Here is a 24757-nt window from a genome sequence, read left to right as displayed (position 1 = left end):
GGCGTACAGCACTTTTTCGCCGTACGGTTACAGCGGCGCGTTCTATTACGGTAAAGTTGCTTACAACTGGTAATAGATTCTCGTAACAACAAAGGAGACCTAAGCGATCCGCCATGACCGCCATTGAATCCGATCTTTTGCAATTGGCTTACCCTCCGCGGCTCGATCTGGGGCCGCAACTCACTCACGAACAGTTGATGAGCTCGATGCAGGCCACCATGGCTCGGCATAAGGGTGGGCCGGTCTGGCTATTCGCTTATGGTTCGCTGATCTGGCGGCCTGAGTGTTCGTCGACAGAACGGGTGCGGGCACGGGTCCACGGTTATCACCGGGGCTTGTACCTCTGGTCTCACGAGCACCGTGGTACGCCGGAAATACCGGGGTTGGTGTTCGGCCTGGATCGCGGTGGCTCGTGCAGCGGGTTTGCTTACCGCTTGCCGGAGGATCAACTGGAGGCCTCGCTGTATGCCTTGTGGCAGCGCGAGATGCCGTACCCCTCCTACCGGCCACACTGGCTCACCTGCCGTCTTGAAGATGGCAGCCAGGTGCAGGCATTGGGATTTGTGTTGGAACGGCACCTGCCCAGCTATGCCGGCAATTTGCCTGACATCGTGCTGAATCACGTGTTGCAAAGCGCTTGCGGGCGTTACGGTACCACTCGCGATTATGTCGAGCAGACCGTGAACGCCCTGCGTAGCCACGCCATGCCAGACAAGAATCTGGAGGCGCGGCTCAAGCGTTGTGCAAAGGATTGCTCAGGCGATTAACGCGCTGTGCTGACACTGTTGGTGTGCCACAGCGTTGGGATCAGGAACGCGATTGCCAACAGGCACGCGCCGATCAGCAGCACAAAGCCACCGTCCCAGCCGAAGTGGTCCACGGTGTAGCCCATGGCCGCACTCGCTGCCACCGAACCACCCAGGTAACCGAACAAACCGGTGAAACCCGCGGCGGTGCCGGCGGCTTTCTTCGGTGCCAGTTCGAGTGCCTGCAGGCCGATCAGCATCACCGGGCCGTAGATCAGGAAGCCAATCGAGAACAGCGCGATCATGTCGACCATCGGGTTGCCCGGCGGGTTGAGCCAGTACACCAGGGTCGCAACGGTCACCAGGGCCATGAACACGATGCCGGTCAGGCCACGGTTGCCACGGAAGATCTTGTCCGACATCCAGCCGCACAGCAGCGTGCCCGGAATACCCGCCCACTCGTAGAAGAAATACGCCCACGACGTTTTATCCACGTCGAAGTGCTTGGCTTCCTTGAGGTAGGTCGGTGCCCAGTCCAGTACGCCGTAGCGCAGCAGGTAGACGAACACGTTGGCGAAGGCGATGTACCACAGCATTTTGTTGCGCAGCACGTACTTGACGAAGATTTCCTTGGCGCTGAATTCGTCTTCGTGGCTGGCGTCGTAGCCTTCCGGGTAGTCGTTCTTGTACTCCTCGATCGGCGGCAGGCCGACCGATTGCGGGGTGTCGCGCATGGTGATGAACGCAAAAGCCGCCACCAGCAGGGCAACGGTCGCCGGTACATAGAACGCTGCATGCCAGTCGTTGAACCAGGCCATGCCCAGCAGGAACAGCGGGCCGATCAGGCCGCCGCCGACGTTGTGCGCCACGTTCCATACCGACACCACACCGCCGCGTTCTTTCTGCGACCACCAGTGCACCATGGTCCGTCCACTCGGCGGCCAGCCCATGCCTTGGGCCCAGCCGTTGATGAACAGCAAAATGAACATCATGGTCACGCTGGACGTTGCCCAAGGTGCGAAACCGAAAATGAACATTACTCCCGCCGAGACCAGCAGGCCGAAGGGCAGGAAGTAGCGCGGGTTGGAGCGGTCGGACACCAGGCCCATGAGGAACTTGGACAGGCCGTAGGCTATTGCGATCGCCGACATCGCCAGGCCCAGTTGACCACGGGTGTAACCCTCGTCGATCAGGTAGGGCATGGCCAGGGAGAAGTTTTTGCGCAGCAGGTAGTACCCGGCGTAACCGAAGAAAATACCCGCGAAGATCTGCCAGCGCAGTCGTCGATAAGTGCTGTCTATTTTTTCTTCAGGCAGGGGCGCCTGGTGCGCGGCAGGACGAAAGAAAGCAAACATTCAAGAGCTCCAGATTTCTTGTTTTGACTGCGGATGCGAATGTTACAGTTTCGTTACCGAAAATAGCATCGCCTCTTATCTTCAAACACAGGAAATGCGAGCAATTGAATGTTCTCTTATGAACATGTCGCTAATAGATAAGTTGTGGTCGTATGCGCCCTGTAGGAGCGAGCTTGCTCGCGAAAACCGTCAACGATGACGCGGACATTTTGAATGCACGCTGCGCACTCAAGTTTTTCGCGAGCAAGCTCGCTCCACAAGGGTTCGTGTCAGCGGGTCTGGACGACCACTTTACCGACAGCCTTGCGCTGCCCCAGGTCATTGATCGCCTGGGCGGCCTGCTCAAGTGGGTACACCTTCGACACCAGCGGCTTGAGCTTGCCTTCGGCATACCAACCAAACAGCTGGTGGAAGTTCGCCGCATTGTCCTGCGGCTGACGCTGGGCGAACGAGCCCCAGAACACCCCGACAACCGCCGCGCCCTTGAGCAGCGCGAGGTTCACCGGCAGTTCCGGAATGCGCCCGCTGGCAAAGCCCACCACCAGCAGGCGGCCGTTCCAGGCGATGGCGCGGATGGCCTGGTCAAACAGGTCGCCGCCCACCGGGTCGTAGATCACATCGGCACCGTTGCCGTCGGTAAGGCGCTTGATCTCATCCTTGAGGCTGGCTTCGCTGTAGTTGATCAGTTCATCGGCGCCGGCTGCCTTGGCCACGGCGAGCTTGTCGGCGCTGCTGGCGGCGGCGATAACCCGTGCGCCCATGGCCTTGCCGATTTCCACGGCGGCCAGGCCCACGCCACCGGAAGCGCCGAGGACCAGCAGGGTTTCGCCGGGTTGCAGGTTGGCGCGTTGTTTCAGCGCATGCATCGACGTGCCGTAGGTCATGCTGAAAGCGGCGGCGGTGTTGAAGTCCATGCTCGACGGGATCGGCAGCACGTTATAGCCAGGCACCGCGACCTGCTCGGCAAAGCTGCCCCAGCCGGTCAACGCCATCACGCGGTCACCGACTTTCAGGTGGCTGATTTTTTCACCGACCTCACTCACCACGCCCGCCGCTTCGCCACCTGGCGAGAACGGGAAGGGCGGCTTGAACTGGTATTTGCCCTCGATGATCAGGGTGTCGGGGAAATTCACCCCGGCAGCGTGCACGTCCAGCAGGATTTCGTTCTTCTTGATCGCGGGGCTGGCGATCTCTTCCAGCACCAGGGATTCGGCGGGGCCGAAGGCTTTGCACAGCACAGCTTTCATCGGACTATTCCTTTTGGCGTCGTGGCCGATAAGTGTAGGAGGGTACGCCCGTGGGTCAACGAGCATGCCCGGGCCTGATAAGTCGCCATAAGCTTGTGCTCAGCCTTGCTAGCGTTATGCTACCGGGCAACCGAATGTGAGGAATGAACTGTGAAAGCGTGGATCCTGTTGATGCTGGCCCTGACCTTGCCGATGGTGGCCCAGGCCGAAGAAGCCAAAGAAGCCAAAGAAGGCGAGGCGCCGAAGGTCAGCTATATCACCCTGAGTCCGCCATTCGTGGGCAACTATGGCCTGGACGGTACGGCGAAGCTCAAGGTCTTTAAGGCCGACATCGCCCTGCGCGTGACCGGGCCTGAAGCGGCGGCTGCGGTCAAAGCCAATGACCCATTGATTCGTAACCAGCTGGTGGCGCTGTTCACCCAGCAGACCACCGAGGCCATGGGCACCGTCGAGGGCAAGGAAAAACTGCGCCAGGAAGCCCTGAAGCAAACCCAGCAAGTGATGAACGACGAGACCGGCAAGCCGGTGGTTGAAGATTTGTTGTTCAACAACCTGATCATCCAGTAACTGTGGCGAGCGGGCTTGCCTCGCGTTGGGTGGCGAAGCCGCCCCAAAACCATATACCTCGGTGTGCCTGAAATAATGTGGTGAGTCTAATGGGGCTGCTGCGCAGCCCAACGCGGGGCAAGCCCGCTCGCCACAACAAGCCCGCTCGCCACGTTCAAGACGCGAGGCTTTTGCGGAACCTGGCCAATGCCACCGCAAAAAACAACAAACCTATCCCCGCCAGCGCCAACAAATCCGGCCACACCACGCTCACCCCCGCATCGCGAAACAGAATTGCCGCGCTCAGGCTCACAAAGTGTGTCGACGGCGAGCCCTGCATCACCCACTGTAACCACTCGGGCATGCTGTCCAGCGGCGTGCTGCCGCCCGACAGCAACAGCATCGGGATGATCACCGGAATCGCCAGCAGGCCAAACTGCGGCGTCGAGCGGGCAAGGGTGGCGAGGAAGATGCCCAAGGCGGTGCTGGCAAACAGGTACAGCGCGGTCACGAACAGAAACAACGTCAACGAACCGGCCAGCGGCACGCCAAGCAGCCCTTTGACCACCACCTCCAGCGACAGCCAGGTACACAGCACCACCACCAGCATGTTGCTCCAGATTTTCGCCAGCATGATCTCCAGCGCGGTCAGCGGCAGCACAAGCAGATGGTCGAGGGTGCCGTGCTCGCGTTCGCGCAACAGCGCGGTACCGGTCAGCACGATGGCGAGGATGGTGATGTTGTTGACGATCTGGATCACCGCCAGGAACCAGCCGCCTTCCAGGTTGGTGTTGAACAGCGCCCGCGTGGTCAGCAGCGCCGGCGCTTTCGCGGCGGTGTCGGCCTGGCCGCTGTAGCTCAGCAACTCGCGCTGGAAAATCCTGCCGATGTAGCCGGCGCCCATGAACGCCTGGCTCATGGCGGTGGCATCGACGTTCACCTGCACGCCCGGTTGACGGCCGGCGAGCAAGTCGGCCTGGAAGTTCGCCGGCACGTTGATCACGAAGGTGTACTGGCCGCTGTCCATCACCCTGTCCAACTGGTCGTAGGCCAACGGCGCGGGTGGCTGAAATTCGGGCGGCTGCAGCGCCTCGGCCATCTGCCGTGAGAGCGAGCTGTGGTCTTCATCGATAAACGCGACGCTGGCGTTGTGCACACCAATCACCGAGCCGGCGGCGGGCATGTAGATAGCGACGGTGAAGGCGTAGAACAAAAACAGCAGCAATACGCTGTCGTGGCGCAGGCTGGTCAGTTCCTTGAGGCCCAGGCGCAGGATATGAGTGAGCTTGTGCATCAGGCCTCCTGCTTCTTGAGCATGACCAGGCTCAGCCCGGTGAACCCGACGAAAAACCCGAACAGCGCGAGGCACTGCGGCCACAACTGGCGCACGTCCAAGGCCTTGGTAAAGGTGCCCACGGCGATGTCTAGAAAATGTCCCGCTGGAAACAACATGCCCATCAGCGCGGCGGCGCCTTCCAGGGACGAGCGCGGTACGATCAGCCCGGAGAATTGAATGGTCGGCAGGCTGGTGATGATCATCGTGCCGAGGATCGCGGCGATCTGGGTGCGGGTGAACGCGGAAATCAGCAGGCCCATGCTGGTGGTGGCCAGCACATACAGCAGGCCACCGAACGCCAGGGTCAGGCCGCTGCCCTTGAACGGTACGCCGAACAGCCAGCGGTTCATCGCCACCAGCACGGCCAGGTTGACCAGGCTCACGGCCAGGTACGGTGCCTGTTTGCCCAGCAGGAATTCCAGGCGGGTCAGGGGCGTGGCGTAGAAGTTGGTGATCGAGCCCAGCTCTTTCTCACGCACGATGCCGAGGGCGGTGAGCATGGCCGGTATGAACGCCAGGATCAGTGCCATCACCCCTGGGCCGATGGCATTCACGCTGACCACGTCCTGGTTATAGCGGAAGCGGGTTTCCAGCTTGGCAGCGGCCTGGTTATTGACGGGCAGGCTGCTCAGTTCGGCCAGTTGCTGGAGATTGCCCAGGTGCACGGCTTCGACATAGTTGCGGCTGGTTTCCGCGCGAAACGGCATGCCGCCGTCGAGCCAAGCGGCCACGGTGGGTTGGCGGCCGGCGTAAAGATCACGGCCAAACCCTGGCGGGATTTCCAGGGCCAGTTTGATTTCCGAGCGTTGCAGGCGTCGGTGCAATTCGTTGGCATCCTGGATCGGCGGCTGTTCAGCGAAATAGCGCGAGCTGCGAAAGGCTTCCAGGTAGGTGCGGCTTTGTGGGGTCTGGTCCTGGTCGTAGACGGCGAAGGCGAGTTTTTCCACGTCCAGGGAAATGCCGTAGCCGAAGATCACCATCATGAACATCGCCCCGAGCAGGGCGAAGGCCATGCGCACTTTGTCGCGCAGCAACTCCTTGCCTTCGCGACTGGCCACTGCCAACAGGCGAGACAGGCTGAACCCGCGTTTGCTTACGGGTGGTGCGGTGGGTTCGCTGACGGTCGCGGCGGGTGCTGCAGGTTCCGGCTCGCCCTGGGCCTGTTCCAGGCAGGTGACAAATGCGGCTTCCAGAGTATCGCCGTGGAACTGCTGTTGCAGCGCGTCGGGCGTGTCGCAGGCCAGCACCTTGCCCGCGTGCATCAGCGAGATGCGGTCGCAGCGCTGGGCTTCGTTCATGAAGTGGGTGGACAGAAAGATCGTCACCCCTTGTTCGCGGGACAGCTCGACCAGCAACCGCCAGAAATCATCCCGCGCCGCTGGGTCGACGCCCGAGGTGGGTTCATCAAGGATCAGCACTTCCGGGCGATGCAGCACCGCCACTGCCAAGGACAAACGCTGACGCAGGCCGAGGGGCAATTCGCCCGAGGGTTGTTCGGCCACCTCACCGAGGTCGAAACGCTGGATCAGTTCATCGATCCGCGGGCCGCTGTCGGCCTTGGGCAGGTCGAACAGTTGCGCGTGCAGCACCAGGTTCTGGCGAACGCTGAGTTCGCCGTACAGCGAGAAACTTTGCGACATGAAACCCACGCGCTTGCGAGTGGCCAAGTCCTTGGCGTCCACCGCCTTGCCCAGCAGCACCGCGCGGCCTTCGGTGGCCGGCATCAACCCGGTGAGGACTTTCATGGTGGTGGTCTTGCCGCAGCCGTTGGAACCGAGGAAACCGAAGATTTCGCCTCGCCCGATGGCAAAGCTGACCTTGTCCACTGCCGTGAAATCACCAAAACGCAGGGTCAGGTCGTGCGCTTCGATGGCGATATCGGTGTTGTCGCTCTCGCGGGGCGGGATGACCAGAGGCTGGTTGTTGTGGGCACTGTCGCCCTGGAAATGGGTGAATGCTTCATCCAGTTTGCCGCTGGGCGTGGTCGCCGCCAGTTCGCTGCTTAAGCCATCGGCGATCAATTTGCCGCGATCGAGCATCAGGCAATGTTCGAATTGCTCGGCTTCTTCCATGTAGGCCGTCGCCACCAGCAGCGTCAGTTGCGGGCGTTCGCGGCGTACGTTTTCCACCAGTTCCCAGAAGCGTCGACGCGACAGCGGGTCGACGCCGGTGGTGGGCTCGTCGAGGATCAGCAGGTCCGGGTCGTGGATCAGCGCGCAGCAAAGGCCAAGCTTCTGTTTCATGCCGCCGGAGAGCTTGCCGGCCGGGCGTTCGGCGAAGCGTGCGAGGTCGGTGGCCAGTAGCAGGTTGTGCATGCGCTGGTCGCAATCGGCTCTCGACAGGCCGAACAGCGTGGCGAAGAAGCGAATGTTTTCGCTGATGGACAGTTCGGGATACAGGTTGCCGCCCAGGCCCTGGGGCATGAAGGCGATGCGCGGGTACAGGCTGTTGCGGTGGCGGCGGTCGGCGATGGAGCCGCCGAGTACCTCCAGCTGGCCGTCCTGGAGCTTTTTAACCCCGGCGATCAAGCCCAGCAGGCTCGATTTGCCCGCGCCATCCGGACCGATCAAGCCGCAACGGGTACCGGCGGGCAGGCTGAAGGCGATGTCGATCAGTGCCTGTTGCTTGCCGTAGCGGTGGTTGATGCCCGTGGCGTGCAGCGCCAGGCCGGTCATTGCAGGTTGGCCGGCCAGTCTATGTCAGCCGTGCGCACGTAGCCGGCGCCGGGCATACCCGGCTTGGCTTGCGGCACTGCGGTGGGTTGGGTGAGGCGCAGTTTGACGCGGAACACCAGCTTCTGGCGTTCATCGCGGGTTTCCACTTCCTTGGGGGTGAATTGCGATTTGGCGGCGACAAAGCTGATTTTGGCCGACAGCGGTTGCTGGGGCAGGGCGTCGAGCAGCACCCGCGCGTCACTGCCGACGGTCAGGCGGCCGGTGACGGAGGCGGGCAGGTAGAGGTTCATGTACTGGTCTTCGGGGTCGATCAACAGCAGAACACGACCGCCGGCACCGAGCACTTCACCGGGCTCCGCCAAGCGCAGCTGGATGATGCCGTCGATGGGCGCGCGCAAGCTGCTGTCATCGATTTCGCTGGTGAGTTGCACCACCTGGGCCTGAGCGGCGGCGATGGCGGCCTTGACCGAGTTGACCTGGGCTTGCGCGGCGATCACGGCGGCATTGCCGGTGTTCTGGCGCGCTTGCTGCTGGTCGATCAACTGGCCGCTGGCGAAGCCGCGTTTGTACAGCTCCTGGGTGCGCTTGAGTTCCTGGTGGGCCAACAGTTGCTCGCTCTCGCGCAGTTGCACGTTGGCCTCGGCGGCGGCGAAGTTTTCTTTGGCGCGTATCACTTCGGCTTCGGCCTGGGCGCGCTGGGCTTCCAGGGTGCGGGTGTCCATGCGCGCCAGCAGTTGGCCCTTGAGCACCTTGTCGCCTTCATCCACCCGCACTTCGGCCAGGCGCCCGGGGATCTTGGCGGCAATCTGTACCTCAGTGGATTCCAAGCGGCCGTTGCCCATGCTCAAACCTTCGGGCAGGCGGTCCTGGGTGGATCGCCAGTAACCAAAACCGCCGGCCCCGAGCAACAGGGCGACCAAGGCAATGGCGAAAACGCGGGAGGTACGGTGGTTCGTAGACATGGCTGCATCCTGCGGCATTAGCGTCCCAGTGTGACCGGTTTCCCCTCTGGGTGCTTTGATGTCTGTCAGTTAAAGCAGATTAAGGACGGCGGCCCATTGCTCAGGCGTGACCGACATCACCGAAAGCCGGCTGCCTTTCTGCACCAGGGGCAATTCGGCGAGGGCGGTTTGCTGTTTCAGGTAGCCCAGGCCCAGCACCTTGGGAAAGGTTTTCACGTGGGCCACGTTGATCGCGCTCCACGGGTTTTTCTCCGGGCTGGCCTTGGCGTCGAAATAGTGGCTGTCCGGCTCCAGCGCGGTGGGATCCGGGTAGGCGGCCTCGATGATTTTGCCGATGCCCGCAATACCCGGCTCCGGGCAACTGGAGTGGTAGAAGAAAAACTCATCGCCCACGGCCATGGCGCGCAGGAAGTTGCGCGCCTGATAGTTGCGAACTCCGTCCCAGCGGGCTTCGCCAAGCTTTTCCAAGCCCTTGATGGAAAGTTCGTCGGGCTCGGATTTCATCAGCCAATAGGCCATTGTTGGGCTCCTGAAAAAGGCATTGGGCAAGTTGTCAGGCAATTCCATGACAAACCGACAGTCGGTTGGCGTCAAGGTTTGCGTGTTGGTTCACGTTACCGCAGAATGCCCGCTTTTAAGCTTGACGCAGCTGCAACGGACTACTTTGGAACGTTGTTGTCATCGTGTACGAGGTGCCTGGAGGGGGGCAATCGATGCAACGTAAACCGGATTTACTATGGATATTGGTTATTTTGTTTGGTCTGGGCGTCGTGACCACCGGGTATGCGCAAAGCTTGTGGTCGAACAAGACCGATGCGCCCGTTGAACTGGCTCAGCAGCAGCCGCAACCGTTCAAGCGTTAACCCTTCTTCAAGGCGCCGCTGACCCCAGTGGCGTCTGTGCGATATACCATTTCCTGTCAGTGACGGTGCCCGCCAACGGCACATCCCAGCTTGCCTGCGCCAATCGATCGACCTTTTGACATTCATGGGCCAGCCCCAGCAGCGTCGGTTTGCGCCAGTTTTGGCGTCGAGCGAGGTAGGCGAGGCTGCGGTCGTAGAATCCACCGCCCATGCCCAGCCGCCCGCCCGCGTCATCGAACCCCACCAGCGGCAGCAGCACCAGATCCAGCGCCCAGACTTTACGCTGGCGACGGGCGTTCACCCGTGGCTCAAGAATGCGAAACCGGTTGGGCAGCAACTTTTCCCCAGACCGTACGCGCTGGAACACCATCTTGGTACGCGGCCAGGCGCTGAGCACCGGCAGGTAAGTGGCCTTGCCCCGGCGCTGTGCAGCGCGCAGCAGCAAGCGCGGATCGATTTCACCGTCCGTCGGTAGGTATAAGGAAATATGTTTGGCCCGGCGAAACAGCGGGTGCTGTGCCAGTTGCCGATACAGGCCGAGGGCTGCCTGGCGCTGCTCGCTCGGCGTGAGGGCGCGGCGCGCTTTGCGCAACATGCGTCGAAGTTGCGGACGGGAAAGCGGCGCAGGTTCGGTCATGGTTTTCGGCTCATAAAACAATGCCAGTCCTAGGACTGGCATTGAGTTTGGGAATCAGGCTCCCCGACAGAACCGCTGTCGACTAAGCCCTTGAACCCGAAAGTTCAAGGTGGAAGAAGCAGTAGGCTTTAAGGCTTTCCGTCTAGCGGACATGCACACCAGCCAAACGTGCAACTTCCAGGGTAGTGCGAATCGGCTCCGGGACATCGCCGACTGGCAAGCACGCCAGGGAGTGGGGCGAGTATACCCGAAACAGACTCAGCAATCAGCCCTTGGGTGGCGCGGGATCGGTAGAAAGCACCAGATCAACGCGCTCCAGCAGGTCACGCACCTGCTCACGGGTCGACCCGCTGGCCTGCACGTCAGGGCGCTCCTGCTTATGCAGCAAATCGTGGGTAATGTTCAATGCGGCCATCACGGCGATACGGTCGGCGCCGATGACTTTGCCGCTGCTGCGGATTTCACGCATCTTGCCGTCCAGGTAGCGGGCAGCGCTCACCAGGTTGCTGCGTTCTTCCTGGGGGCAGATGATCGAATATTCTTTGTCGAGGATCTGCACGGTAACGCTATTGCTTGAACTCATGAGTCTTGCTCCAGGGCCTTCAGGCGCGAAATCATCGATTCGACCTTACGCCGGGCGATTTCGTTTTTTTCAATGAGGTGAGCGCGTTCCTCGCGCCAGGTCTTTTCCTGAGCTAATAGGAGTCCGTTTTGACTCTTAAGTTGCTCGACCCGATCAATTAGCAATTCGAGTCTGGCCATCAGCGCTTGCAGGTCGGTGTCTTCCATTGGGTTCCACTGGATTTGTCTGATGAATGGCAACTGCAGGATAAACGATCTGACGCCCTCGATAGTCTTGGTACGTCTGCCGGTGCTAGGATACAGCGCTCCATTCTAGACATTGCGCCGTCTGGCGCCTAGCTCACCATGCCCATTCAGAACTCCCCGTACGATGCTTTTTCCAAACTGCTGAGCACCAGCGGTCATCCTTGCTCGCCTGCCGAACTGCACGGCGTGCTGTTGGGCCGCAGTTGTACCGGTGTCGGCTTCGACGCTGACAACTGGCTGGCCGATGTGGCCGAGCTGCTCGAAACCGAGCCGACCGAGAACGTCCGCAACGCGCTTATCGGCTTGCAAGAGATGGTCAAGGGCGAGCTGACCGGTGATGACGTCACCGTGGTCCTGCTGCTGCCTGTCGACGATGCCCCCCTGGCCGAACGCGCTGCAGCGTTGGGCCAATGGTGCCAGGGTTTCCTCCATGGCTTTGGCGTGAACGCCGGCGGCCTGGAACTGAGCACCGACGCCAAGGAAGTGCTGCAGGACCTGGCTGCCATCTCCCAGGTGCAAGACGCCCTGAAAGAATCCGAAGACGGCGAAGGCGACTACATGGAAGTGATGGAATACCTGCGCGTCGCGCCGCTATTGCTGTTCGCCGAGACCAAAAAGTCCGCTGAACCGGCCGCCGCCAAGCCGTCGTTGCACTAAGAAAGGAAGCCCATCTGCCCATGATCCATATCCCCAAAGCGGAATACACCCGTCGCCGCAAGGCGCTCATGGCGCAGATGGAACCCAACAGCATCGCGATCCTGCCGGCCGCTGCCGTGGCCATTCGCAACCGCGATGTCGAGCATGTCTACCGTCAGGACAGCGACTTCCAGTACCTGAGCGGCTTCCCCGAGCCCGAAGCGGTGATCGTGCTGATGCCCGGTCGCCAGCATGGCGAGTACGTGCTGTTCTGCCGTGAACGCAATGCCGAACGCGAACTGTGGGACGGCCTGCGCGCCGGTACCGAAGGCGCGATTCGTGACTTCGGCGCTGACGATGCATTCCCCATCACCGACATCGACGACATCCTGCCCGGCCTGATCGAAGGCCGTGACCGGGTGTATTCGGCCATGGGCAGCAACGCCGAATTCGACCGGCACCTGATGGAGTGGATCAACGTGATCCGCTCTAAAGCGCACCTCGGCGCCCAGCCACCGAACGAATTTGTTGCCCTGGATCATCTGCTCCACGACATGCGCCTGTATAAATCGGCGGCAGAAGTGAAGGTGATGCGAGAGGCTGCGCGGATCTCCTGTGCGGCCCATGTGCGGGCGATGCAGGCCAGCCGCGCCGGTTTGCATGAATTCAGCCTGGAAGCCGAGCTGGATTACGAGTTCCGTAAGGGCGGGGCGAAAATGCCGGCCTATGGCTCCATCGTCGCGGCCGGGCGCAACAGCTGCATCCTGCATTACCAGCAGAATGACGCGCTGCTCAAGGACGGCGACTTGGTGCTGATCGATGCGGGTTGCGAAATCGACTGCTATGCCAGCGATATCACCCGTACCTGGCCGGTCAACGGCAAATTCTCACCCGAACAAAAAGCGATTTACGAAATCGTGCTGGCTTCCCAGGAAGCCGCGTTTGCCGAGATCGCGCCGAATAAACATTGGAACCAGGCCCATGAGGCGACCGTAAAGGTCATCACCGCCGGGCTGGTGAAGCTGGGGTTGCTGCAAGGCGACGTTGACGAGCTGATCGCCGGCGAAGCCTACAAACCCTTCTACATGCACCGTGCCGGCCATTGGCTGGGCATGGATGTGCACGATGTGGGCGAGTACAAGGTCGGCGGTGAGTGGCGCGTGCTGGAAGTCGGCATGGCGTTGACCGTGGAACCCGGGATCTATATTTCGCCCGACAACCAGAACGTGGCGAAGAAATGGCGTGGCATTGGCGTACGCATCGAGGACGACGTGGTGGTGACCAAGCAAGGCTGTGAAATTCTGACCGGCGGCGTGCCCAAGGCTGTCGCCGAAATCGAAGCCCTGATGGCGGCTGCACGATGAGCCGGGTCAACCTGGCGATTATCGGTGGCGGCCTGGTGGGCGCCAGCCTGGCGTTAGCGTTGCAGGCGGGGGCCAAGGCGCGGGGCTGGAAGATCGTATTGATCGAACCGTTCGCACCGGGTGACAGCTACCAGCCGAGCTACGACGCGCGCTCTTCGGCGCTGTCGTTCGGTGCTCGGCAGATTTACCAGCGCCTCGGCATCTGGGAGGACATTTCCCGCCGTGCCGAGCCGATCAAACAGATCCATGTATCGGACCGTGGGCGCTTCTCCACCGCGCGTTTGTCCGCCATGGAAGAGGGCGTACCGGCACTCGGTTATGTGGTGGAAAACGCCTGGCTGGGCCAATGCCTGTGGCAAGGCCTGGACACAGACGTGGTCAGCTGGCGTTGCCCGGCGGAAGTCACGCGCATGGAGCCGTTGCCCGATGGCTATCGCCTGACCCTCAACGATGAAACCGTGTTGGAGTGCGACCTCGCGGTGCTGGCCGATGGCGGCCGCTCCGGTTTGCGTGAGCAACTGGGCATCGGCGTGAAAAGCCGTCCGTACAACCAGAGTGCGCTGATCGCCAATATCACCCCAAGCGAAGCCCACAACGGCGAAGCGTTCGAACGCTTTACCGATGAAGGGCCGATGGCCTTGTTGCCGCTGCCGGACAACCGTTGCGCGCTGGTCTGGACCCGCATCGGCATGGACGCCCAGCGCCTGGCCAGCCTTGACGAGCGCAGTTTCTTGAGTGAGTTGCAGGGTGTGTTCGGCTACCGCCTGGGTACCCTTAAGCAAGTTGGCGCCCGTCATCTATACCCGCTGACCCTGGTGGAAGCCGAAGAACAAGTGCGTTCGCACCTGGCGATCCTCGGCAACGCCGCTCACAGCCTGCACCCGATTGCCGGGCAGGGCTTCAACCTGTCCCTGCGCGATGCCAGCGCCCTGGCCGAGGCCTTGTTGGCCGGGCCGGCGGTGCCGGGCGATCTTGCGACCTTGCAGGCTTACCGCGAGCGTCAGCGCCTGGATCAAAAACTGACCGTGGGCTTCTCCGACCAGGTCACGCGCCTGTTTGGCAGCGCTCAACCGTGGGTGGCGCTGGGCCGCAATATGGGCCTGCTGGGCCTGGACCTGTTGCCGCCGGCCAAACGCTGGTTCGCCCGTCAGGCCATGGGCCTGGGCACACGTCCCGATGCGTAAGTGGCTGATAGAGCGCCTGGGCAAGGCGCGGTTGTTGCGTTGGATCATGACCCTGTACCCGCCGTATTTGGGCGCGGGGGTCAGTGTGCAACACATGAGCGCCGATTTTCGTCACGTCAAAGTGCGCATGGGCTTGGGCTGGTACAACCGCAACTACGTCGGCACGCAGTTTGGCGGCAGCCTGTATTCGATGGTCGATCCGTTCTACATGCTGATGCTGATGGAGAACCTGGGCCGCGACTACATCGTTTGGGACAAGGCCGCGAGCATCGATTTTATCTCGCCGGGCAAAGGCCCGGTGTATGCCGAATTTTCCATCGACGACGCCTTGCTCGATGAGATTCGTCGGCAGACCGAAGGCGGTGAGAAATACTTGCCGCACCTCAAGGTCCAGATTCATGACGGCTCCGGCGCCCTGGTGGCGCGGGTCGAAAAAACCCTTTACGTGCGGCGCAAGCCGCCAGCGAGACAGGCTTAAAGCATGGACATGCGCGCAGATGTGCTGATTGTCGGGGCCGGAATGGTCGGAAGCGCCCTGGCGCTGGCGTTGCAGGGCAGTGGCCTGCAGGTGCTGCTGCTCGACGGCAGCCCGCTGAGCGTCAAACCGTTCGACCGTGACGCCGCCTTCGAACCGCGGGTGAGCGCCTTGTCGGCCGCCAGCCAGCGCATCCTGGAGCGCCTCGGCGTGTGGGACGGCATCGTCGAGCGACGCGCCAGCCCGTATGGCGATATGCAGGTGTGGGACGGCAGCGGCACCGGTCAGATCCACTTTTCGGCGGCCAGCGTGCATGCCGAGGTGCTCGGGCATATCGTCGAGAACCGCGTGGTTCAGGATGCCTTGCTCGACCGTCTGCATGACTGCGACCTCGGCCTGCTGGCCAATGCGCGCCTGGAACAGATGCGCCGCTCCGGTGATGACTGGCTGCTGACCCTGGCCGATGGCCGCAAACTGCGCGCGCCGCTGGTGGTGGCTGCCGATGGCGCCAACTCCGCCGTGCGCCGCCTGACCGGCACCGCGACTCGCGAGTGGGACTACCTGCATAACGCCATCGTCACCAGCGTGCGCAGCACCCAGGCGCACCAGCGCACGGCCTGGCAGCGCTTTACCGACACCGGCCCGCTGGCGTTTTTACCGCTGGTGCGCGATGGGCAGGAAGATTGGTGTTCGATCGTCTGGTCGACCACGCCGAGCGAGTCCGAGCGCCTGATGGCACTGGATGATGAAAGCTTCTGTCGTGAGCTGGAGCGCGCTTTCGAAGGGCGACTGGGCACCGTGGTCAGCGCTGACCCTCGGATGTGTGTGCCGCTGCGTCAGCGCCACGCCAAGCGCTACGTGGCCGAAGGCTTGGCCCTGATCGGCGATGCGGCCCACGTCATTCATCCGCTGGCGGGGCAGGGCGTGAACCTTGGTTTCCTCGATGCGGCCACGCTGGCCGAAGTGCTGCTGCAGGCCACCGAGCGCGGTGAGCGTCTGGCGGATGTGAAAGTGCTGATCCGTTACGAGCGTCGGCGTATGCCGCACAACCTGGCGTTGATGGCAGCAATGGAGGGGTTTGAACGGCTGTTCCAGGCCGATCAACTACCGCTGCGCTGGCTGCGCAACGCCGGGTTGAAAATCGTCGACCAGATGCCCGAAGCCAAGGCGGTGTTTGTGCGCCAGGCCCTGGGGCTGACCGGCGACTTGCCAGATCTCGCCAAACCATTGTAGGTGCGAGCTTGCTGGCTCCTGCAGGGAGTGGGTATTGCGCGTCGTGCAACATCTAGTAACGCCTCCACCGAGCGCTGCCAAATGTGAGTCCCTATCATTTGCCTTCAATTTGCATATGAGAGACCGCCCCATGTTGGCACCCAAGCGCCTCCTGACTGCCCTGGCACTCACCCTCATCGGCACCACCACCGTGCAGGCGGCCGACGAAGTCGTGGTCTACTCCTCGCGCATCGACGAACTGATCAAGCCGGTGTTCGACGCCTACACCCAAAAAACCGGTGTGCAGGTGAAGTTCATCACTGACAAGGAAGCCCCGCTGATGCAGCGCATCAAGGCCGAGGGCGAAAACGCCACCGCAGACCTGCTGCTCACCGTGGACGCCGGTAACCTCTGGCAAGCCGAGCAGATGGGCATCCTGCAACCGTTCACCTCCAAGGTGATCGACGCCAATATCCCGATGCAATATCGCTCATCGGCCCACGCCTGGACCGGTTTGAGCCTGCGCGCGCGGACCATCGCCTACTCCACCGACCGGGTTAAACCGGGCGACCTGACCACTTATGAAGCCCTGGCCGACAAGCAATGGGAAGGCCGCCTGTGCCTGCGCACGGCGAAAAAGGTCTACAACCAGTCGCTGACCGCCACACTGATCGAAACCCACGGTGCGGCCAAGACCGAAGAAATCGTCAAAGGCTGGGTCAACAACCTGTCCACCGACGTGTTCTCCGACGACATCGCGGTGCTGGAGGCGATCAACGCCGGCCAGTGCGACGTGGGTATCGTCAATACCTACTACTACGGCCGCCTGCACAAGCAGAAGCCGGACCTGGCGGTGAAGCTGTTCTGGCCCAACCAGGGCGACCGTGGCGTGCATGTGAACCTGTCGGGCATCGGCCTGACCAAACACGCACCGCACCCCGAAGCCGCCAAAGCGCTTGTGGAATGGATGACCACGCCTGAGGCGCAGAAGATCTTTGCCGACGTGAACCAGGAATTCCCGGCCAACCCGGCGGTGCCGCCGTCGGCTGAAGTGGCGACCTGGGGCAAGTTCGTAGCGGATACCTTGCCGGTGGAAGTGGCGGGCAAGCGTCAGGCTGAGGCGATTCGGTTGATGGATCGGGCTGGCTGGAACTGATTCACCGGTTATGATTGATCGTTCCCGCGCGTAGCAAAGGAATGCCGCCCTCGACGCTCCGCGTCGCGCCTTGACGCGTGACGCAGAGCGTCAAAGGCTATGTGCCCACGCAGAGCGTGGGCACAATCATTTTTAGAGAGAGCTCACCTTTGGCCCATCCCGCCCAACGCCGCTGGTACCTGCCGGTCTTCACCGTCGCCGCCCTGGTGCTGCTGCCGCTGAGCGTGTTGTTGCTGTCCTGGCAAAGCATTGACGCCCAAATCTGGTCCCACCTGTGGGAGACCCAGATGCCACGCTTGCTGGGCAATACCTTGACCCTGGTGCTGGGCGTCGGCGCCGGTGTGACCGTGTTGGGTGTAAGCCTGGCGTGGTTGACCAGCCTTTGCGAATTCCCTGGCCGGCGCTGGCTCGACTGGGCCTTGATGCTGCCCTTCGCGATTCCGGCCTATGTACTGGCCTTCGTATTCGTCGGCCTGCTGGACTTCGCAGGCCCGGTGCAAACCCTCCTGCGCGAGTGGTTCGGCAGCGGCTTGCGTTTGCCGCGCGTGCGCTCCACCAGCGGTGTAACCATCGTGCTGGTGCTGGTGTTCTATCCCTACGTCTACCTGCTGGCGCGTACCGCATTCCTCGCTCAGGGCAAAGGCTTGATGGAAGCCGCGCGGGTGTTGGGGCAATCGCCCTGGCAAGCGTCCTGGCGCGTGGCATTGCCCATGGCCAGGCCCGCGATTGGCGCCGGTGTGGCCTTGGCGTTAATGGAGACCCTGGCGGATTTCGGTGCGGTCTCGGTGTTCAATTTCGATACCTTCACCACCGCCATCTACAAGACCTGGTACGGCTTTTTCAGCCTGTCCAGCGCGGCTCAACTGGCCAGCCTGTTGCTGCTGGTGGTGATGCTGGTGCTGTATGGCGAACGGCGCGCCCGTGGCGCCAGTCGCCCAAGCAACGAACGGCCAAGGGGCAAGGCGCTTTACCACCTGCGTGGGTTCAAGGCCGTAGCCGCCAGTGGTTGGTGTGGCCTGGTATTCGCCTGTGCGTTTGTCATTCCGATGCTGCAACTGGTCGCCTGGTTCTGGCAACGCGGCCGCTTCGACCTGGATGAGCGCTATTCGGGCCTGATCGTCCACACGTTGTACTTGGGTGGCATCGCGGCGCTGATCACGGTCAGCGTGGCCCTGATACTGGCCTTCGCCAACCGCCTGGCGCCGACACGGGCGATTCGTTCCGGTATCAGCCTGGCCAACGTTGGCTACGCCTTGCCCGGCTCGGTGTTGGCGGTGTCGATCATGTTGGCCTTCAGCTATCTGGATCGTGAGCTGGTGGTGCCGCTGTCGGGTTGGCTCGGCGGTTCGGGCAAACCCCTGTTGCTGGGCAGCCTGTCGGCGTTGGTGCTGGCGTATCTGGTACGTTTTCTGGCCGTGGCCTACGGTCCGCTGGAAAACAGCCTGACGCGAATCCGTCCATCGTTGCCGGAAGCCGCTCGCAGTCTTGGCGTGAGCGGTCCACGACTGTTTTGCAAAGTGTATCTGCCGCTGTTGCTGCCCGGCACCCTGAGCGCAGCGCTGCTGGTGTTCGTCGACGTGCTCAAGGAAATGCCCGCCACCCTGCTCATGCGCCCGTTTGGCTGGGACACCCTGGCGGTAAGGATTTTTGAAATGACGAGTGAGGGGGAGTGGGCGCGGGCTTCTTTGCCGGCGCTGACCCTCGTGCTGGTTGGCCTGTTACCGGTGATCTTGCTGATCCGACGCTCTGCCCGACAAATCGGCTAGGTGCCAGTCCTACAGCTTGAGGCTACAATGCGCGGCATTCGGTGCGGTCCGTCTTTCGGATCGGGTTGCTGTGCGTGGCTGCAGGCCTTGTAATTCAAGGTGTTCAGCGCGAACGGCAACGCTGCGCACCTTCGCCACGCCCGGAAGGAGAAACCCATGGGACAGCGTACGCCTCTGTATGACCTGCATCTCGCCCTCGGCGCGAAAATGGTCGATTTTGGCGGTTGGGATATGCCTCTGCACTACGGCTCGCAAGTTGAAGAACACCATCAGGTGCGGCGCGACTGCGGGGTGTTCGATGTATCTCATATGACCGTGATCGATGTCACCGGCCCTCAGGCCAAGGAATGGCTCCAGCACCTGCTGGCCAATGACGTCGATCGTTTACATGGCTGCGGCCGTGCGTTGTACAGCGCCATGCTCAACGAGCAGGGCGGCGTGGTGGACGACATGATCGTCTACCGCACCGAAGCCGGTTACCGGCTGGTGGTCAACGCCGCTACCCGCGACCAGGACATGGCCTGGATGCAGGCGCAGTTGGGCGACTACACGGCGCAGCTGCATGAGCGTCCTGAATTGGCCATGCTCGCGATTCAAGGCCCCCATGCCCGGCAGAAAATTGCCGAACTGGTCACTCAGTCCCGTGGCAACCTGATCAACCAGCTCAAGCCCTTTGAAGGCCAGGCGGACGGCGACTGGTTTATCGCCCGTACGGGTTACACCGGCGAAGACGGCCTTGAAATTGTCCTGCCTGCCGACCAGGCGCCGGGCTTTTTCAACGATCTGGTGGGCGCCGGTATTTCCCCCATCGGCCTCGGCGCACGCGATACGTTGCGCCTGGAAGCCGGCATGAACCTGTATGGTCAGGATATCCACCAGGACGTTTCCCCCTTGGCGGCCAACATGGCCTGGAGCATCGCCTGGGAGCCCGCCGAGCGCCAATTCATCGGCCGTGCGGCGCTGGAAGCAGAAAAGGCCGCCGGCGTGCGGTTCAAACTGGTCGGGCTGGTACTGGAAGAACGTGGGGTTTTACGCGCTCACCAAGTGGTTCGTATCGCCAATGTTGGCGAAGGGGAGATCACCAGTGGTAGTTTCTCTCCTACGCTGAGCAAATCCATTGCGCTGGCACGTGTACCGACGGCGACAGCCGATCGGGCCGAAGTGGAAATCCGCGGCAAGTGGTATCCGGTTCGAGTGGTCAAACCGACCTTCGTGCGCCATGGCAAAACCTTGATCTAACTATTCCGGCAGGCCAATGGCCGCTGACATTACTTCTTGAGGACACAGACTATGAGCAATATCCCTGCCGACCTGCGTTTTGCCGAAAGTCACGAATGGGCCCGTCTGGAAGCCGACGGTACCGTGACCGTTGGGATCTCCGACCATGCCCAGGAAGCCTTGGGTGATGTGGTGTTCGTGGAGCTGACCGAGGTTGGCAACGTATTTGCCGCAGAAGGTCAGGCTGGGGTGGTTGAGTCGGTGAAGGCCGCTTCGGATATCTACTCGCCGATTGCTGGCGAAGTGATCGCTGTGAACGACGCGCTGAGCGCCGAGCCAGAGCTGCTGAACACCGACCCTTACGGTGCGTGGATCTTCAAACTCAAGCCAAGCAACCCGGCTGACCTGGAAAAACTGCTGGATGCCGCCGGCTACAAAGCCGCCATCGGCGAATAACACCGCCGATCATTGCAGGAGCCGGCTTGCCGGCGATGAGGCCCTCGAGCCTTGCAGCGACCCTGAGGTCGCCATCGCCGGCAAGTCGGGTCCTACAGGGTTAGCGCTTCAATACTGCCTTTACCGCCGCTATCGACCGCTCGACATCCGCCTCCGTCATCGCCGTAAACATTGGCAACGACACGATCAAACGCCCAACACGCTCCGCCACCGGGAACATGCCTTCCTTGAAACCCTGTGCCCGATAAAGGCTCAGCAGGTGGATCGGCGGGTAGTGATAGCCAATGCCTACACCGTGGGCCTGCATCTGCTCCATGAACGTGGCGCGGGCGGGCAAGCCGTCTTGACGCTCTGGCAGCACCAGTTGGAACAGGTGCCAGTTGCTGTTTTCAAAGTCCGCGGGCGGCAGCTGCGCGCCATACTTTTCTTCAAAATCACTGCCGAAGCACTCGAAGTAATGCCGTGCCAGGTTCTGTCGATGGGCGGTGATCTTTTCGATATGCGCAAATTGCCCCAGGCCAATGGCGGCGGCGATATCGGTCATGTTGAACTTGCCGCCCAGCACATCCACATCCAGGCCATCGAAGCCGGTGCGAGTAACGCCCTGCAAGCGGTACTTCTCCGCCAGGCGTGCTTCCTCGGCGTTATTCAACACCAGGCAACCACCCTCGGAAGAGGTAATGTTTTTGTTCGCCTGGAAACTGAACGACACAAAGTCACCGGTAGCGCCGATGCGCTCGCCGTCCCAACTCGACCCTAACGCCTGGGCGGCGTCTTCAACGATGCGCAGGTTGTACTTGTTCGCCAGTGCGTAAAGCATCGGCATATCCAGCGGTAAACCGGCCAGGTACACCGGGATGATCGCTTTGGTGCGCGGTGTGATTGCAGCTTCCACCTGGGCCAGGTCGATGTTGCGGGTGACCGGGTCGATATCGGCAAACACCGGCGTGGCGCCGACCTCCAGAATCACGTTGGCCGTGGCGACCCAAGAGATCGGCGTGGTAATGACTTCATCGCCAGGCCCGATACCGGCGATGCGCAAGGCAATCTCCATGGTGCAAGTGCCCGAGTTGAAGGTACGCACCGGGCGGCCGCCAAAGTACTCCGACAGCTGTGCCTCGAATGCCTGCACTTTCGGCCCGCTGGTGATCCAGCCCGAGCGCAGTACATCGCCGACTGCCGAGATGGTGGCTTCATCGATGGTGGGTTTGGAAAACGGCAGGAAGGGCTGTTGGCTCATGACGACGAAGGCATCCGTTTCAGATAGACGATGAGAAAAGGCGTATCAGTACCGGCATGGTTGCACGGCTCGACTGAATATAGCCTGTCGGTTGTGATTGAATCGTCATCCTGCGGGCAAAAAAATGCCGCCTCGGCGGGCGGCACTCCTGGCTTATGAATCAGAAGGCAACGCGGGCCTCAAGAAACAGGTTCTGCTCCTTGAGCTTGCCCTTGAGCTGCTCATCCCGGGCGTTTATCCGGTTGGCGAAGGTGTTGTAGCCGGTTTCAACATCGCCCATGGCCACATAGCGATAACCAACGCCCAGGGTTAGCTCTTCCGTGACCTTGGCGTCCAGCCCCAGGCCCAGGCTGTAGGCAAGATTGTGCTGGCGGTTGCTGGCGAAACGACGGGTCTCGTTGCTTTGGTAGCCATCGGTGGCGATTCGAGCGACCCCCACCCCGGCCATCCCGTAGAACGATAGCCATGGGTTGATTGGGATGTCTTTGTAGCCATTGAGCATCAAACGCTGGCTTTGCGTGTGCAGGCTGTTGACGTTGGCGTTGAAGGGCGCCCAATAGGATTTGAACGTCGAGTTACTTGGCAGGGTGTATTCACCCTCCACGCGCCAGCCCTCCCTAAAGGCGTAACCCACCGCGAAGGAACTGGTGAAGGTTTTGGTGCTGTCGGGGGCGTCGACGCGTTCGCTTACGCGTGGGCTGGTCAGCAATGAACTGGAAAGATTCTGGCGTGCACTGTTGAGTTTTGCCGAGCCGTACCAGCCTTCCGCTTGGGCGGCAGGGGTTGCGATCGCGGCGAGTAACAGGGCGAGAGACAGCTTTTGCATGGTCGTCGATTCACGTTAACTTAAAAGGAATCGATAGCTTGTTGGGGGGCGCGTCTGGCTTGAACAGGACTTCTCTCGCATTCGTTTGCGAAATAGGCGTAACCACCCATCGAATTACCAGTATCAGCTGTGGGAAAAATAGGTGCAAAAAAATGCCGCTTCAAAAGAGCGGCATTCTTCATGGGGCTGTGTTACTCGGAAGCGATGGCGTTTTTCGCCAGGATGGCATTGGCCAGTTCCATATCCGTGGCCTTCAGGCCAGGGTTGTCGGCACGCACTTTCTGCATGGCAGCTTCCAGGTACGGCCCGCGGATACCGCCGTCGCTGGCAACGAAGCTGCCCGCGTCGTCTTGTGCGGCGACCACCAGTTTGTGGTCCTTGAACGTCAGGTACGTCGAGCCGGTAGTGGCGCCCGACGAGATGACATTGCGCCAGAAACTGTCGGCCATGGCTGAACCGACAGGGAGGGAAAGCACAGCGAGGGTTGCGACAGCATATTTGAGACGCATGATGGGTGACTCCGGGTGGGTTATCTGCACTTTTGATTGTCGTTAGCCCAACCGAGTTCCATCACCGCCTAAACTGTTTCAACCTTGAAAATCACACCATCCTGGCCAACCACGCGTACTTGAGCACCTACCGGGCTGTCAGGGCCGGTCACCATCCACACGCCGTCACCGACTTTTATCTTGCCCCGGCCATCCACAATTGCCTGATGCACCACAAAAGTGCGCCCGATCAACTCCGAACCCCGTTCGTTCAGCCCCGGTTGGTCGCTGGCCTTGGCACTGCTGCGTTGGCGTTTCCACCAATACACCGCCGTCAATATCGACAATACGGCGAACAGCAACAGTTGCCACTCCAGCCCGAGGGGCGGGACCAGAAACTTGATTACGCCCACGGCGGCGGCAGCGATACCCATCCACAACAGGTAACCGCCGGCGCCGAACACCTCAAGAATCAACAACACGGTGCCCAGTGCCAGCCAATCCCAGAACGACAGATGCTGCAGGAAATCCCACATGGCGATTGCCTCAGGCTTTCTTGTTGTCGAAGGTCGCTTTGACGATCTCGCCGATGCCACCGACAGCCCCGATCACCTGGCTGGCTTCCAGCGGCATCAGGATCACCTTGCTGTTGTTGGCCGACGCCAGCTTGCCCAGGGCATCGATGTATTTTTGCGCGACGAAGTAGTTAATGGCCTGCACGTTACCGGTGGCGATCGCTTCGGAGACCACCTGGGTCGCGCGTGCCTCAGCCTCGGCCTGACGCTCACGGGCTTCAGACTCGAGGAATGCGGCCTGGCGTCCACCTTCGGCTTCAAGAATCTGAGCCTGCTTCTTGCCTTCGGCGGTCAGGATTGCCGACGCCCGCAGGCCCTCGGCCTCCAGGATCTGTGCACGCTTGATCCGTTCGGCTTTCATCTGGCCAGACATCGCGGCCATCAGGTCGGCGGGCGGGCTGATGTCCTTGATTTCGATCCGGGTGATTTTGATGCCCCACGGTGCCGTGGCCTCGTCGACGGTACGCAGCAGTTTTTCGTTGATACCGTCACGCTGGCTGAGCATTGCATCCAGCTCCATGGAGCCGAGTACGGTACGGATATTGGTTTGCAGCAGGTTGCGAATGGCATGTTCGAGGTTGTTGACCTCGTAGGCGGCCTGGGCGGTGTTCACCACCTGGAAGAAGCACACGGCGTCGATCTGCACAGTGGCGTTGTCGGCGGTGATGACTTCCTGGGGCGGGATATCCAGCACGCTTTCCATCACGTTGATCTTGCGACCGATACGGTCCATGACCGGGATGATGATGTTGAGGCCAGGCTTGAGGGTGTTGGTGTAGCGGCCGAAACGCTCGACCGTCCACTGGTAGCCCTGGGGGACGACCTTGAAGCCCATGAAGAGGATGGCGATGGCCAAACCCACGAAAAGAAGCAGTACGGTTCCGATCTGCATTGCGATTCCCTATCTAATGGTGTCAGTGAAACGACGTTCGGCCGATTGTAACGGTGTTGTCACCGATAAGAACG

At 61.3% G+C, this 24757-nt stretch carries 26 protein-coding genes and 1 other RNA gene; 12 read left to right on the top strand and 15 right to left on the bottom strand.

Annotation, left to right across the window (positions count from 1 at the left end; translation table 11 throughout):
* Nucleotides 1-113: 113 nt before the first annotated feature.
* On the top strand, nucleotides 114-767 hold the full coding sequence (locus tag ACR52_RS21750; RefSeq protein ID WP_048729318.1) for a gamma-glutamylcyclotransferase: 654 nt from the start codon (nucleotides 114-116) through the stop codon (nucleotides 765-767).
* On the opposite strand, the gene glpT is transcribed toward ACR52_RS21750, so the two are convergent.
* Together glpT and ACR52_RS21740 are read right to left on the bottom strand one after the other, a co-directional pair.
* The gene (gene glpT / locus ACR52_RS21745; protein WP_048729316.1) at nucleotides 764-2101 is read right to left on the bottom strand and encodes a glycerol-3-phosphate transporter; all 1338 of its coding nucleotides are present in this window, start codon (nucleotides 2099-2101) and stop codon (nucleotides 764-766) included. The two genes, ACR52_RS21750 and glpT, sit on opposite strands and share 4 nt — an antisense overlap.
* A gap of 269 nt (nucleotides 2102-2370) precedes the next feature.
* Nucleotides 2371-3348 (bottom strand): NADPH:quinone oxidoreductase family protein, encoded by a 978-nt coding sequence (locus tag ACR52_RS21740; RefSeq protein ID WP_048729314.1) that lies wholly within the window; start codon nucleotides 3346-3348, stop codon nucleotides 2371-2373.
* 150 nt (nucleotides 3349-3498) lie between these two features.
* On the opposite strand from ACR52_RS21740, the gene ACR52_RS21735 reads away from it, so the two are divergent.
* On the top strand, nucleotides 3499-3915 hold the full coding sequence (locus ACR52_RS21735; protein ID WP_048729312.1) for a flagellar basal body-associated protein FliL: 417 nt from the start codon (nucleotides 3499-3501) through the stop codon (nucleotides 3913-3915).
* Nucleotides 3916-4069: 154 nt separating this feature from the next.
* Here ACR52_RS21735 and ACR52_RS21730 read toward each other — a convergent pair whose 3' ends face one another.
* The 4 genes from ACR52_RS21730 to ACR52_RS21715 form a co-directional block, all read right to left on the bottom strand.
* On the bottom strand, nucleotides 4070-5188 hold the full coding sequence (locus tag ACR52_RS21730) for an ABC transporter permease (RefSeq protein ID WP_048729310.1): 1119 nt from the start codon (nucleotides 5186-5188) through the stop codon (nucleotides 4070-4072).
* Nucleotides 5188-7905 carry a ribosome-associated ATPase/putative transporter RbbA gene (gene rbbA, locus ACR52_RS21725; protein ID WP_048729308.1) on the bottom strand — a complete coding sequence of 906 codons (2718 nt, stop codon included), beginning with the start codon at nucleotides 7903-7905 and terminating at the stop codon, nucleotides 5188-5190. Before rbbA ends, ACR52_RS21730 begins: the two co-directional genes overlap by 1 nt.
* Nucleotides 7902-8867 carry an HlyD family secretion protein gene (locus ACR52_RS21720; protein ID WP_048729306.1) on the bottom strand — a complete coding sequence of 322 codons (966 nt, stop codon included), beginning with the start codon at nucleotides 8865-8867 and terminating at the stop codon, nucleotides 7902-7904. Before ACR52_RS21720 ends, rbbA begins: the two co-directional genes overlap by 4 nt.
* Nucleotides 8868-8936: 69 nt before the next feature.
* Nucleotides 8937-9386: an EVE domain-containing protein gene (locus ACR52_RS21715; protein WP_048729305.1), complete on the bottom strand. Its 450-nt coding sequence runs from the start codon at nucleotides 9384-9386 to the stop codon at nucleotides 8937-8939.
* Nucleotides 9387-9580: 194 nt separating this feature from the next.
* Here ACR52_RS21715 and ACR52_RS30990 point away from each other — a divergent pair, with 194 nt between their 5' ends.
* Entirely contained in the window at nucleotides 9581-9730 is a 150-nt protein-coding gene (locus ACR52_RS30990) for a hypothetical protein (RefSeq protein ID WP_010207387.1), read from the top strand.
* A 7-nt stretch (nucleotides 9731-9737) separates the two neighbouring features.
* Here the strand turns inward: ACR52_RS30990 and ACR52_RS21710 are convergent, their stop codons facing one another.
* The 4 genes from ACR52_RS21710 to ACR52_RS21700 form a co-directional block, all read right to left on the bottom strand.
* Nucleotides 9738-10367 carry a 5-formyltetrahydrofolate cyclo-ligase gene (locus ACR52_RS21710; RefSeq protein ID WP_048729303.1) on the bottom strand — a complete coding sequence of 210 codons (630 nt, stop codon included), beginning with the start codon at nucleotides 10365-10367 and terminating at the stop codon, nucleotides 9738-9740.
* A 56-nt stretch (nucleotides 10368-10423) separates the two neighbouring features.
* Nucleotides 10424-10602: non-coding RNA, 6S RNA (ssrS, locus tag ACR52_RS29670), on the bottom strand.
* A gap of 30 nt (nucleotides 10603-10632) precedes the next feature.
* Nucleotides 10633-10950: a cell division protein ZapA gene (locus ACR52_RS21705; RefSeq protein WP_048729302.1), complete on the bottom strand. Its 318-nt coding sequence runs from the start codon at nucleotides 10948-10950 to the stop codon at nucleotides 10633-10635.
* Nucleotides 10947-11156 (bottom strand): TIGR02449 family protein, encoded by a 210-nt coding sequence (locus ACR52_RS21700; protein ID WP_003177365.1) that lies wholly within the window; start codon nucleotides 11154-11156, stop codon nucleotides 10947-10949. Before ACR52_RS21700 ends, ACR52_RS21705 begins: the two co-directional genes overlap by 4 nt.
* A gap of 138 nt (nucleotides 11157-11294) precedes the next feature.
* On the opposite strand from ACR52_RS21700, the gene ACR52_RS21695 reads away from it, so the two are divergent.
* From ACR52_RS21695 to gcvH, 9 genes are all read left to right on the top strand, one after another.
* A complete protein-coding gene (locus ACR52_RS21695; protein WP_048729300.1) occupies nucleotides 11295-11852 on the top strand; it encodes a YecA/YgfB family protein in 558 nt (185 codons plus the stop codon).
* Between the two features lie 20 nt (nucleotides 11853-11872).
* On the top strand, nucleotides 11873-13195 hold the full coding sequence (gene pepP, locus ACR52_RS21690) for a Xaa-Pro aminopeptidase (RefSeq protein WP_048729297.1): 1323 nt from the start codon (nucleotides 11873-11875) through the stop codon (nucleotides 13193-13195).
* A complete protein-coding gene (ubiH, locus tag ACR52_RS21685) occupies nucleotides 13192-14379 on the top strand; it encodes a 2-octaprenyl-6-methoxyphenyl hydroxylase (protein ID WP_048729295.1) in 1188 nt (395 codons plus the stop codon). The genes pepP and ubiH overlap by 4 nt, the downstream gene beginning before the upstream one ends.
* On the top strand, nucleotides 14372-14857 hold the full coding sequence (locus ACR52_RS21680) for a DUF4442 domain-containing protein (RefSeq protein WP_048729294.1): 486 nt from the start codon (nucleotides 14372-14374) through the stop codon (nucleotides 14855-14857). Before ubiH ends, ACR52_RS21680 begins: the two co-directional genes overlap by 8 nt.
* Before the next feature lie 9 nt (nucleotides 14858-14866).
* Nucleotides 14867-16087 (top strand): 2-octaprenyl-3-methyl-6-methoxy-1,4-benzoquinol hydroxylase, encoded by a 1221-nt coding sequence (locus ACR52_RS21675; RefSeq protein WP_173439316.1) that lies wholly within the window; start codon nucleotides 14867-14869, stop codon nucleotides 16085-16087.
* A gap of 130 nt (nucleotides 16088-16217) precedes the next feature.
* Nucleotides 16218-17222, top strand: coding sequence for an extracellular solute-binding protein (locus ACR52_RS21670; RefSeq protein WP_048729290.1), 1005 nt, complete (start codon nucleotides 16218-16220; stop codon nucleotides 17220-17222).
* 149 nt (nucleotides 17223-17371) lie between these two features.
* On the top strand, nucleotides 17372-18988 hold the full coding sequence (locus ACR52_RS21665; RefSeq protein WP_048729288.1) for an ABC transporter permease: 1617 nt from the start codon (nucleotides 17372-17374) through the stop codon (nucleotides 18986-18988).
* A gap of 156 nt (nucleotides 18989-19144) precedes the next feature.
* Nucleotides 19145-20227, top strand: coding sequence for a glycine cleavage system aminomethyltransferase GcvT (gene gcvT / locus ACR52_RS21660; RefSeq protein WP_048729286.1), 1083 nt, complete (start codon nucleotides 19145-19147; stop codon nucleotides 20225-20227).
* A gap of 51 nt (nucleotides 20228-20278) precedes the next feature.
* Nucleotides 20279-20662, top strand: a complete 384-nt coding sequence (gcvH, locus tag ACR52_RS21655) for a glycine cleavage system protein GcvH (protein ID WP_048729284.1) — start codon at nucleotides 20279-20281, stop codon at nucleotides 20660-20662.
* A 100-nt stretch (nucleotides 20663-20762) separates the two neighbouring features.
* On the opposite strand, the gene ACR52_RS21650 is transcribed toward gcvH, so the two are convergent.
* The 5 genes from ACR52_RS21650 to ACR52_RS21630 all read right to left on the bottom strand — a co-directional run bounded on the left by ACR52_RS21650 (nucleotide 20763) and on the right by ACR52_RS21630 (nucleotide 24683).
* A complete protein-coding gene (locus ACR52_RS21650) occupies nucleotides 20763-21902 on the bottom strand; it encodes a DegT/DnrJ/EryC1/StrS family aminotransferase (protein ID WP_048729281.1) in 1140 nt (379 codons plus the stop codon).
* Between the two features lie 160 nt (nucleotides 21903-22062).
* The gene (locus tag ACR52_RS21645; RefSeq protein WP_048729279.1) at nucleotides 22063-22728 is read right to left on the bottom strand and encodes an outer membrane protein; all 666 of its coding nucleotides are present in this window, start codon (nucleotides 22726-22728) and stop codon (nucleotides 22063-22065) included.
* Nucleotides 22729-22919: 191 nt separating this feature from the next.
* Complete coding sequence (locus tag ACR52_RS21640) at nucleotides 22920-23237, bottom strand: DUF2388 domain-containing protein (protein ID WP_041161049.1); 318 nt, start codon at nucleotides 23235-23237, stop codon at nucleotides 22920-22922.
* Between the two features lie 68 nt (nucleotides 23238-23305).
* A complete protein-coding gene (locus ACR52_RS21635) occupies nucleotides 23306-23752 on the bottom strand; it encodes an NfeD family protein (RefSeq protein WP_048729274.1) in 447 nt (148 codons plus the stop codon).
* 10 nt (nucleotides 23753-23762) lie between these two features.
* Nucleotides 23763-24683 carry an SPFH domain-containing protein gene (locus ACR52_RS21630; protein WP_027608388.1) on the bottom strand — a complete coding sequence of 307 codons (921 nt, stop codon included), beginning with the start codon at nucleotides 24681-24683 and terminating at the stop codon, nucleotides 23763-23765.
* Between the last annotated feature and the right edge of the window lie 74 nt (nucleotides 24684-24757).

This window comes from Pseudomonas fildesensis (assembly GCF_001050345.1).
GTDB classification, from domain to species: domain Bacteria; phylum Pseudomonadota; class Gammaproteobacteria; order Pseudomonadales; family Pseudomonadaceae; genus Aquipseudomonas; species Aquipseudomonas fildesensis.
Note: the sequence above shows the minus strand (reverse complement) of the source record. Positions and strands in the feature narration are given on the sequence as shown.

Excerpts from the sequence above, each read along its gene's own strand:
- ACR52_RS21750 (WP_048729318.1), top strand. The coding sequence starts at position 114 with ATGACCGCCATTGAATCCGATCTTTTGCAATTGGCTTACCCTCCGCGG.
- glpT (WP_048729316.1), bottom strand. The coding sequence starts at position 2,101 with ATGTTTGCTTTCTTTCGTCCTGCCGCGCACCAGGCGCCCCTGCCTGAA.
- ACR52_RS21740 (WP_048729314.1), bottom strand. The coding sequence starts at position 3,348 with ATGAAAGCTGTGCTGTGCAAAGCCTTCGGCCCCGCCGAATCCCTGGTG.
- ACR52_RS21730 (WP_048729310.1), bottom strand. The coding sequence starts at position 5,188 with ATGCACAAGCTCACTCATATCCTGCGCCTGGGCCTCAAGGAACTGACC.
- rbbA (WP_048729308.1), bottom strand. The coding sequence starts at position 7,905 with ATGACCGGCCTGGCGCTGCACGCCACGGGCATCAACCACCGCTACGGC.
- ACR52_RS21720 (WP_048729306.1), bottom strand. The coding sequence starts at position 8,867 with ATGTCTACGAACCACCGTACCTCCCGCGTTTTCGCCATTGCCTTGGTC.
- ACR52_RS21715 (WP_048729305.1), bottom strand. The coding sequence starts at position 9,386 with ATGGCCTATTGGCTGATGAAATCCGAGCCCGACGAACTTTCCATCAAG.
- ACR52_RS30990 (WP_010207387.1), top strand. The coding sequence starts at position 9,581 with ATGCAACGTAAACCGGATTTACTATGGATATTGGTTATTTTGTTTGGT.
- ACR52_RS21710 (WP_048729303.1), bottom strand. The coding sequence starts at position 10,367 with ATGACCGAACCTGCGCCGCTTTCCCGTCCGCAACTTCGACGCATGTTG.
- ACR52_RS21705 (WP_048729302.1), bottom strand. The coding sequence starts at position 10,950 with ATGAGTTCAAGCAATAGCGTTACCGTGCAGATCCTCGACAAAGAATAT.
- ACR52_RS21700 (WP_003177365.1), bottom strand. The coding sequence starts at position 11,156 with ATGGAAGACACCGACCTGCAAGCGCTGATGGCCAGACTCGAATTGCTA.
- ACR52_RS21695 (WP_048729300.1), top strand. The coding sequence starts at position 11,295 with ATGCCCATTCAGAACTCCCCGTACGATGCTTTTTCCAAACTGCTGAGC.
- pepP (WP_048729297.1), top strand. The coding sequence starts at position 11,873 with ATGATCCATATCCCCAAAGCGGAATACACCCGTCGCCGCAAGGCGCTC.
- ubiH (WP_048729295.1), top strand. The coding sequence starts at position 13,192 with ATGAGCCGGGTCAACCTGGCGATTATCGGTGGCGGCCTGGTGGGCGCC.
- ACR52_RS21680 (WP_048729294.1), top strand. The coding sequence starts at position 14,372 with ATGCGTAAGTGGCTGATAGAGCGCCTGGGCAAGGCGCGGTTGTTGCGT.
- ACR52_RS21675 (WP_173439316.1), top strand. The coding sequence starts at position 14,867 with ATGCGCGCAGATGTGCTGATTGTCGGGGCCGGAATGGTCGGAAGCGCC.
- ACR52_RS21670 (WP_048729290.1), top strand. The coding sequence starts at position 16,218 with ATGTTGGCACCCAAGCGCCTCCTGACTGCCCTGGCACTCACCCTCATC.
- gcvT (WP_048729286.1), top strand. The coding sequence starts at position 19,145 with ATGGGACAGCGTACGCCTCTGTATGACCTGCATCTCGCCCTCGGCGCG.
- gcvH (WP_048729284.1), top strand. The coding sequence starts at position 20,279 with ATGAGCAATATCCCTGCCGACCTGCGTTTTGCCGAAAGTCACGAATGG.
- ACR52_RS21650 (WP_048729281.1), bottom strand. The coding sequence starts at position 21,902 with ATGAGCCAACAGCCCTTCCTGCCGTTTTCCAAACCCACCATCGATGAA.
- ACR52_RS21645 (WP_048729279.1), bottom strand. The coding sequence starts at position 22,728 with ATGCAAAAGCTGTCTCTCGCCCTGTTACTCGCCGCGATCGCAACCCCT.
- ACR52_RS21640 (WP_041161049.1), bottom strand. The coding sequence starts at position 23,237 with ATGCGTCTCAAATATGCTGTCGCAACCCTCGCTGTGCTTTCCCTCCCT.
- ACR52_RS21635 (WP_048729274.1), bottom strand. The coding sequence starts at position 23,752 with ATGTGGGATTTCCTGCAGCATCTGTCGTTCTGGGATTGGCTGGCACTG.
- ACR52_RS21630 (WP_027608388.1), bottom strand. The coding sequence starts at position 24,683 with ATGCAGATCGGAACCGTACTGCTTCTTTTCGTGGGTTTGGCCATCGCC.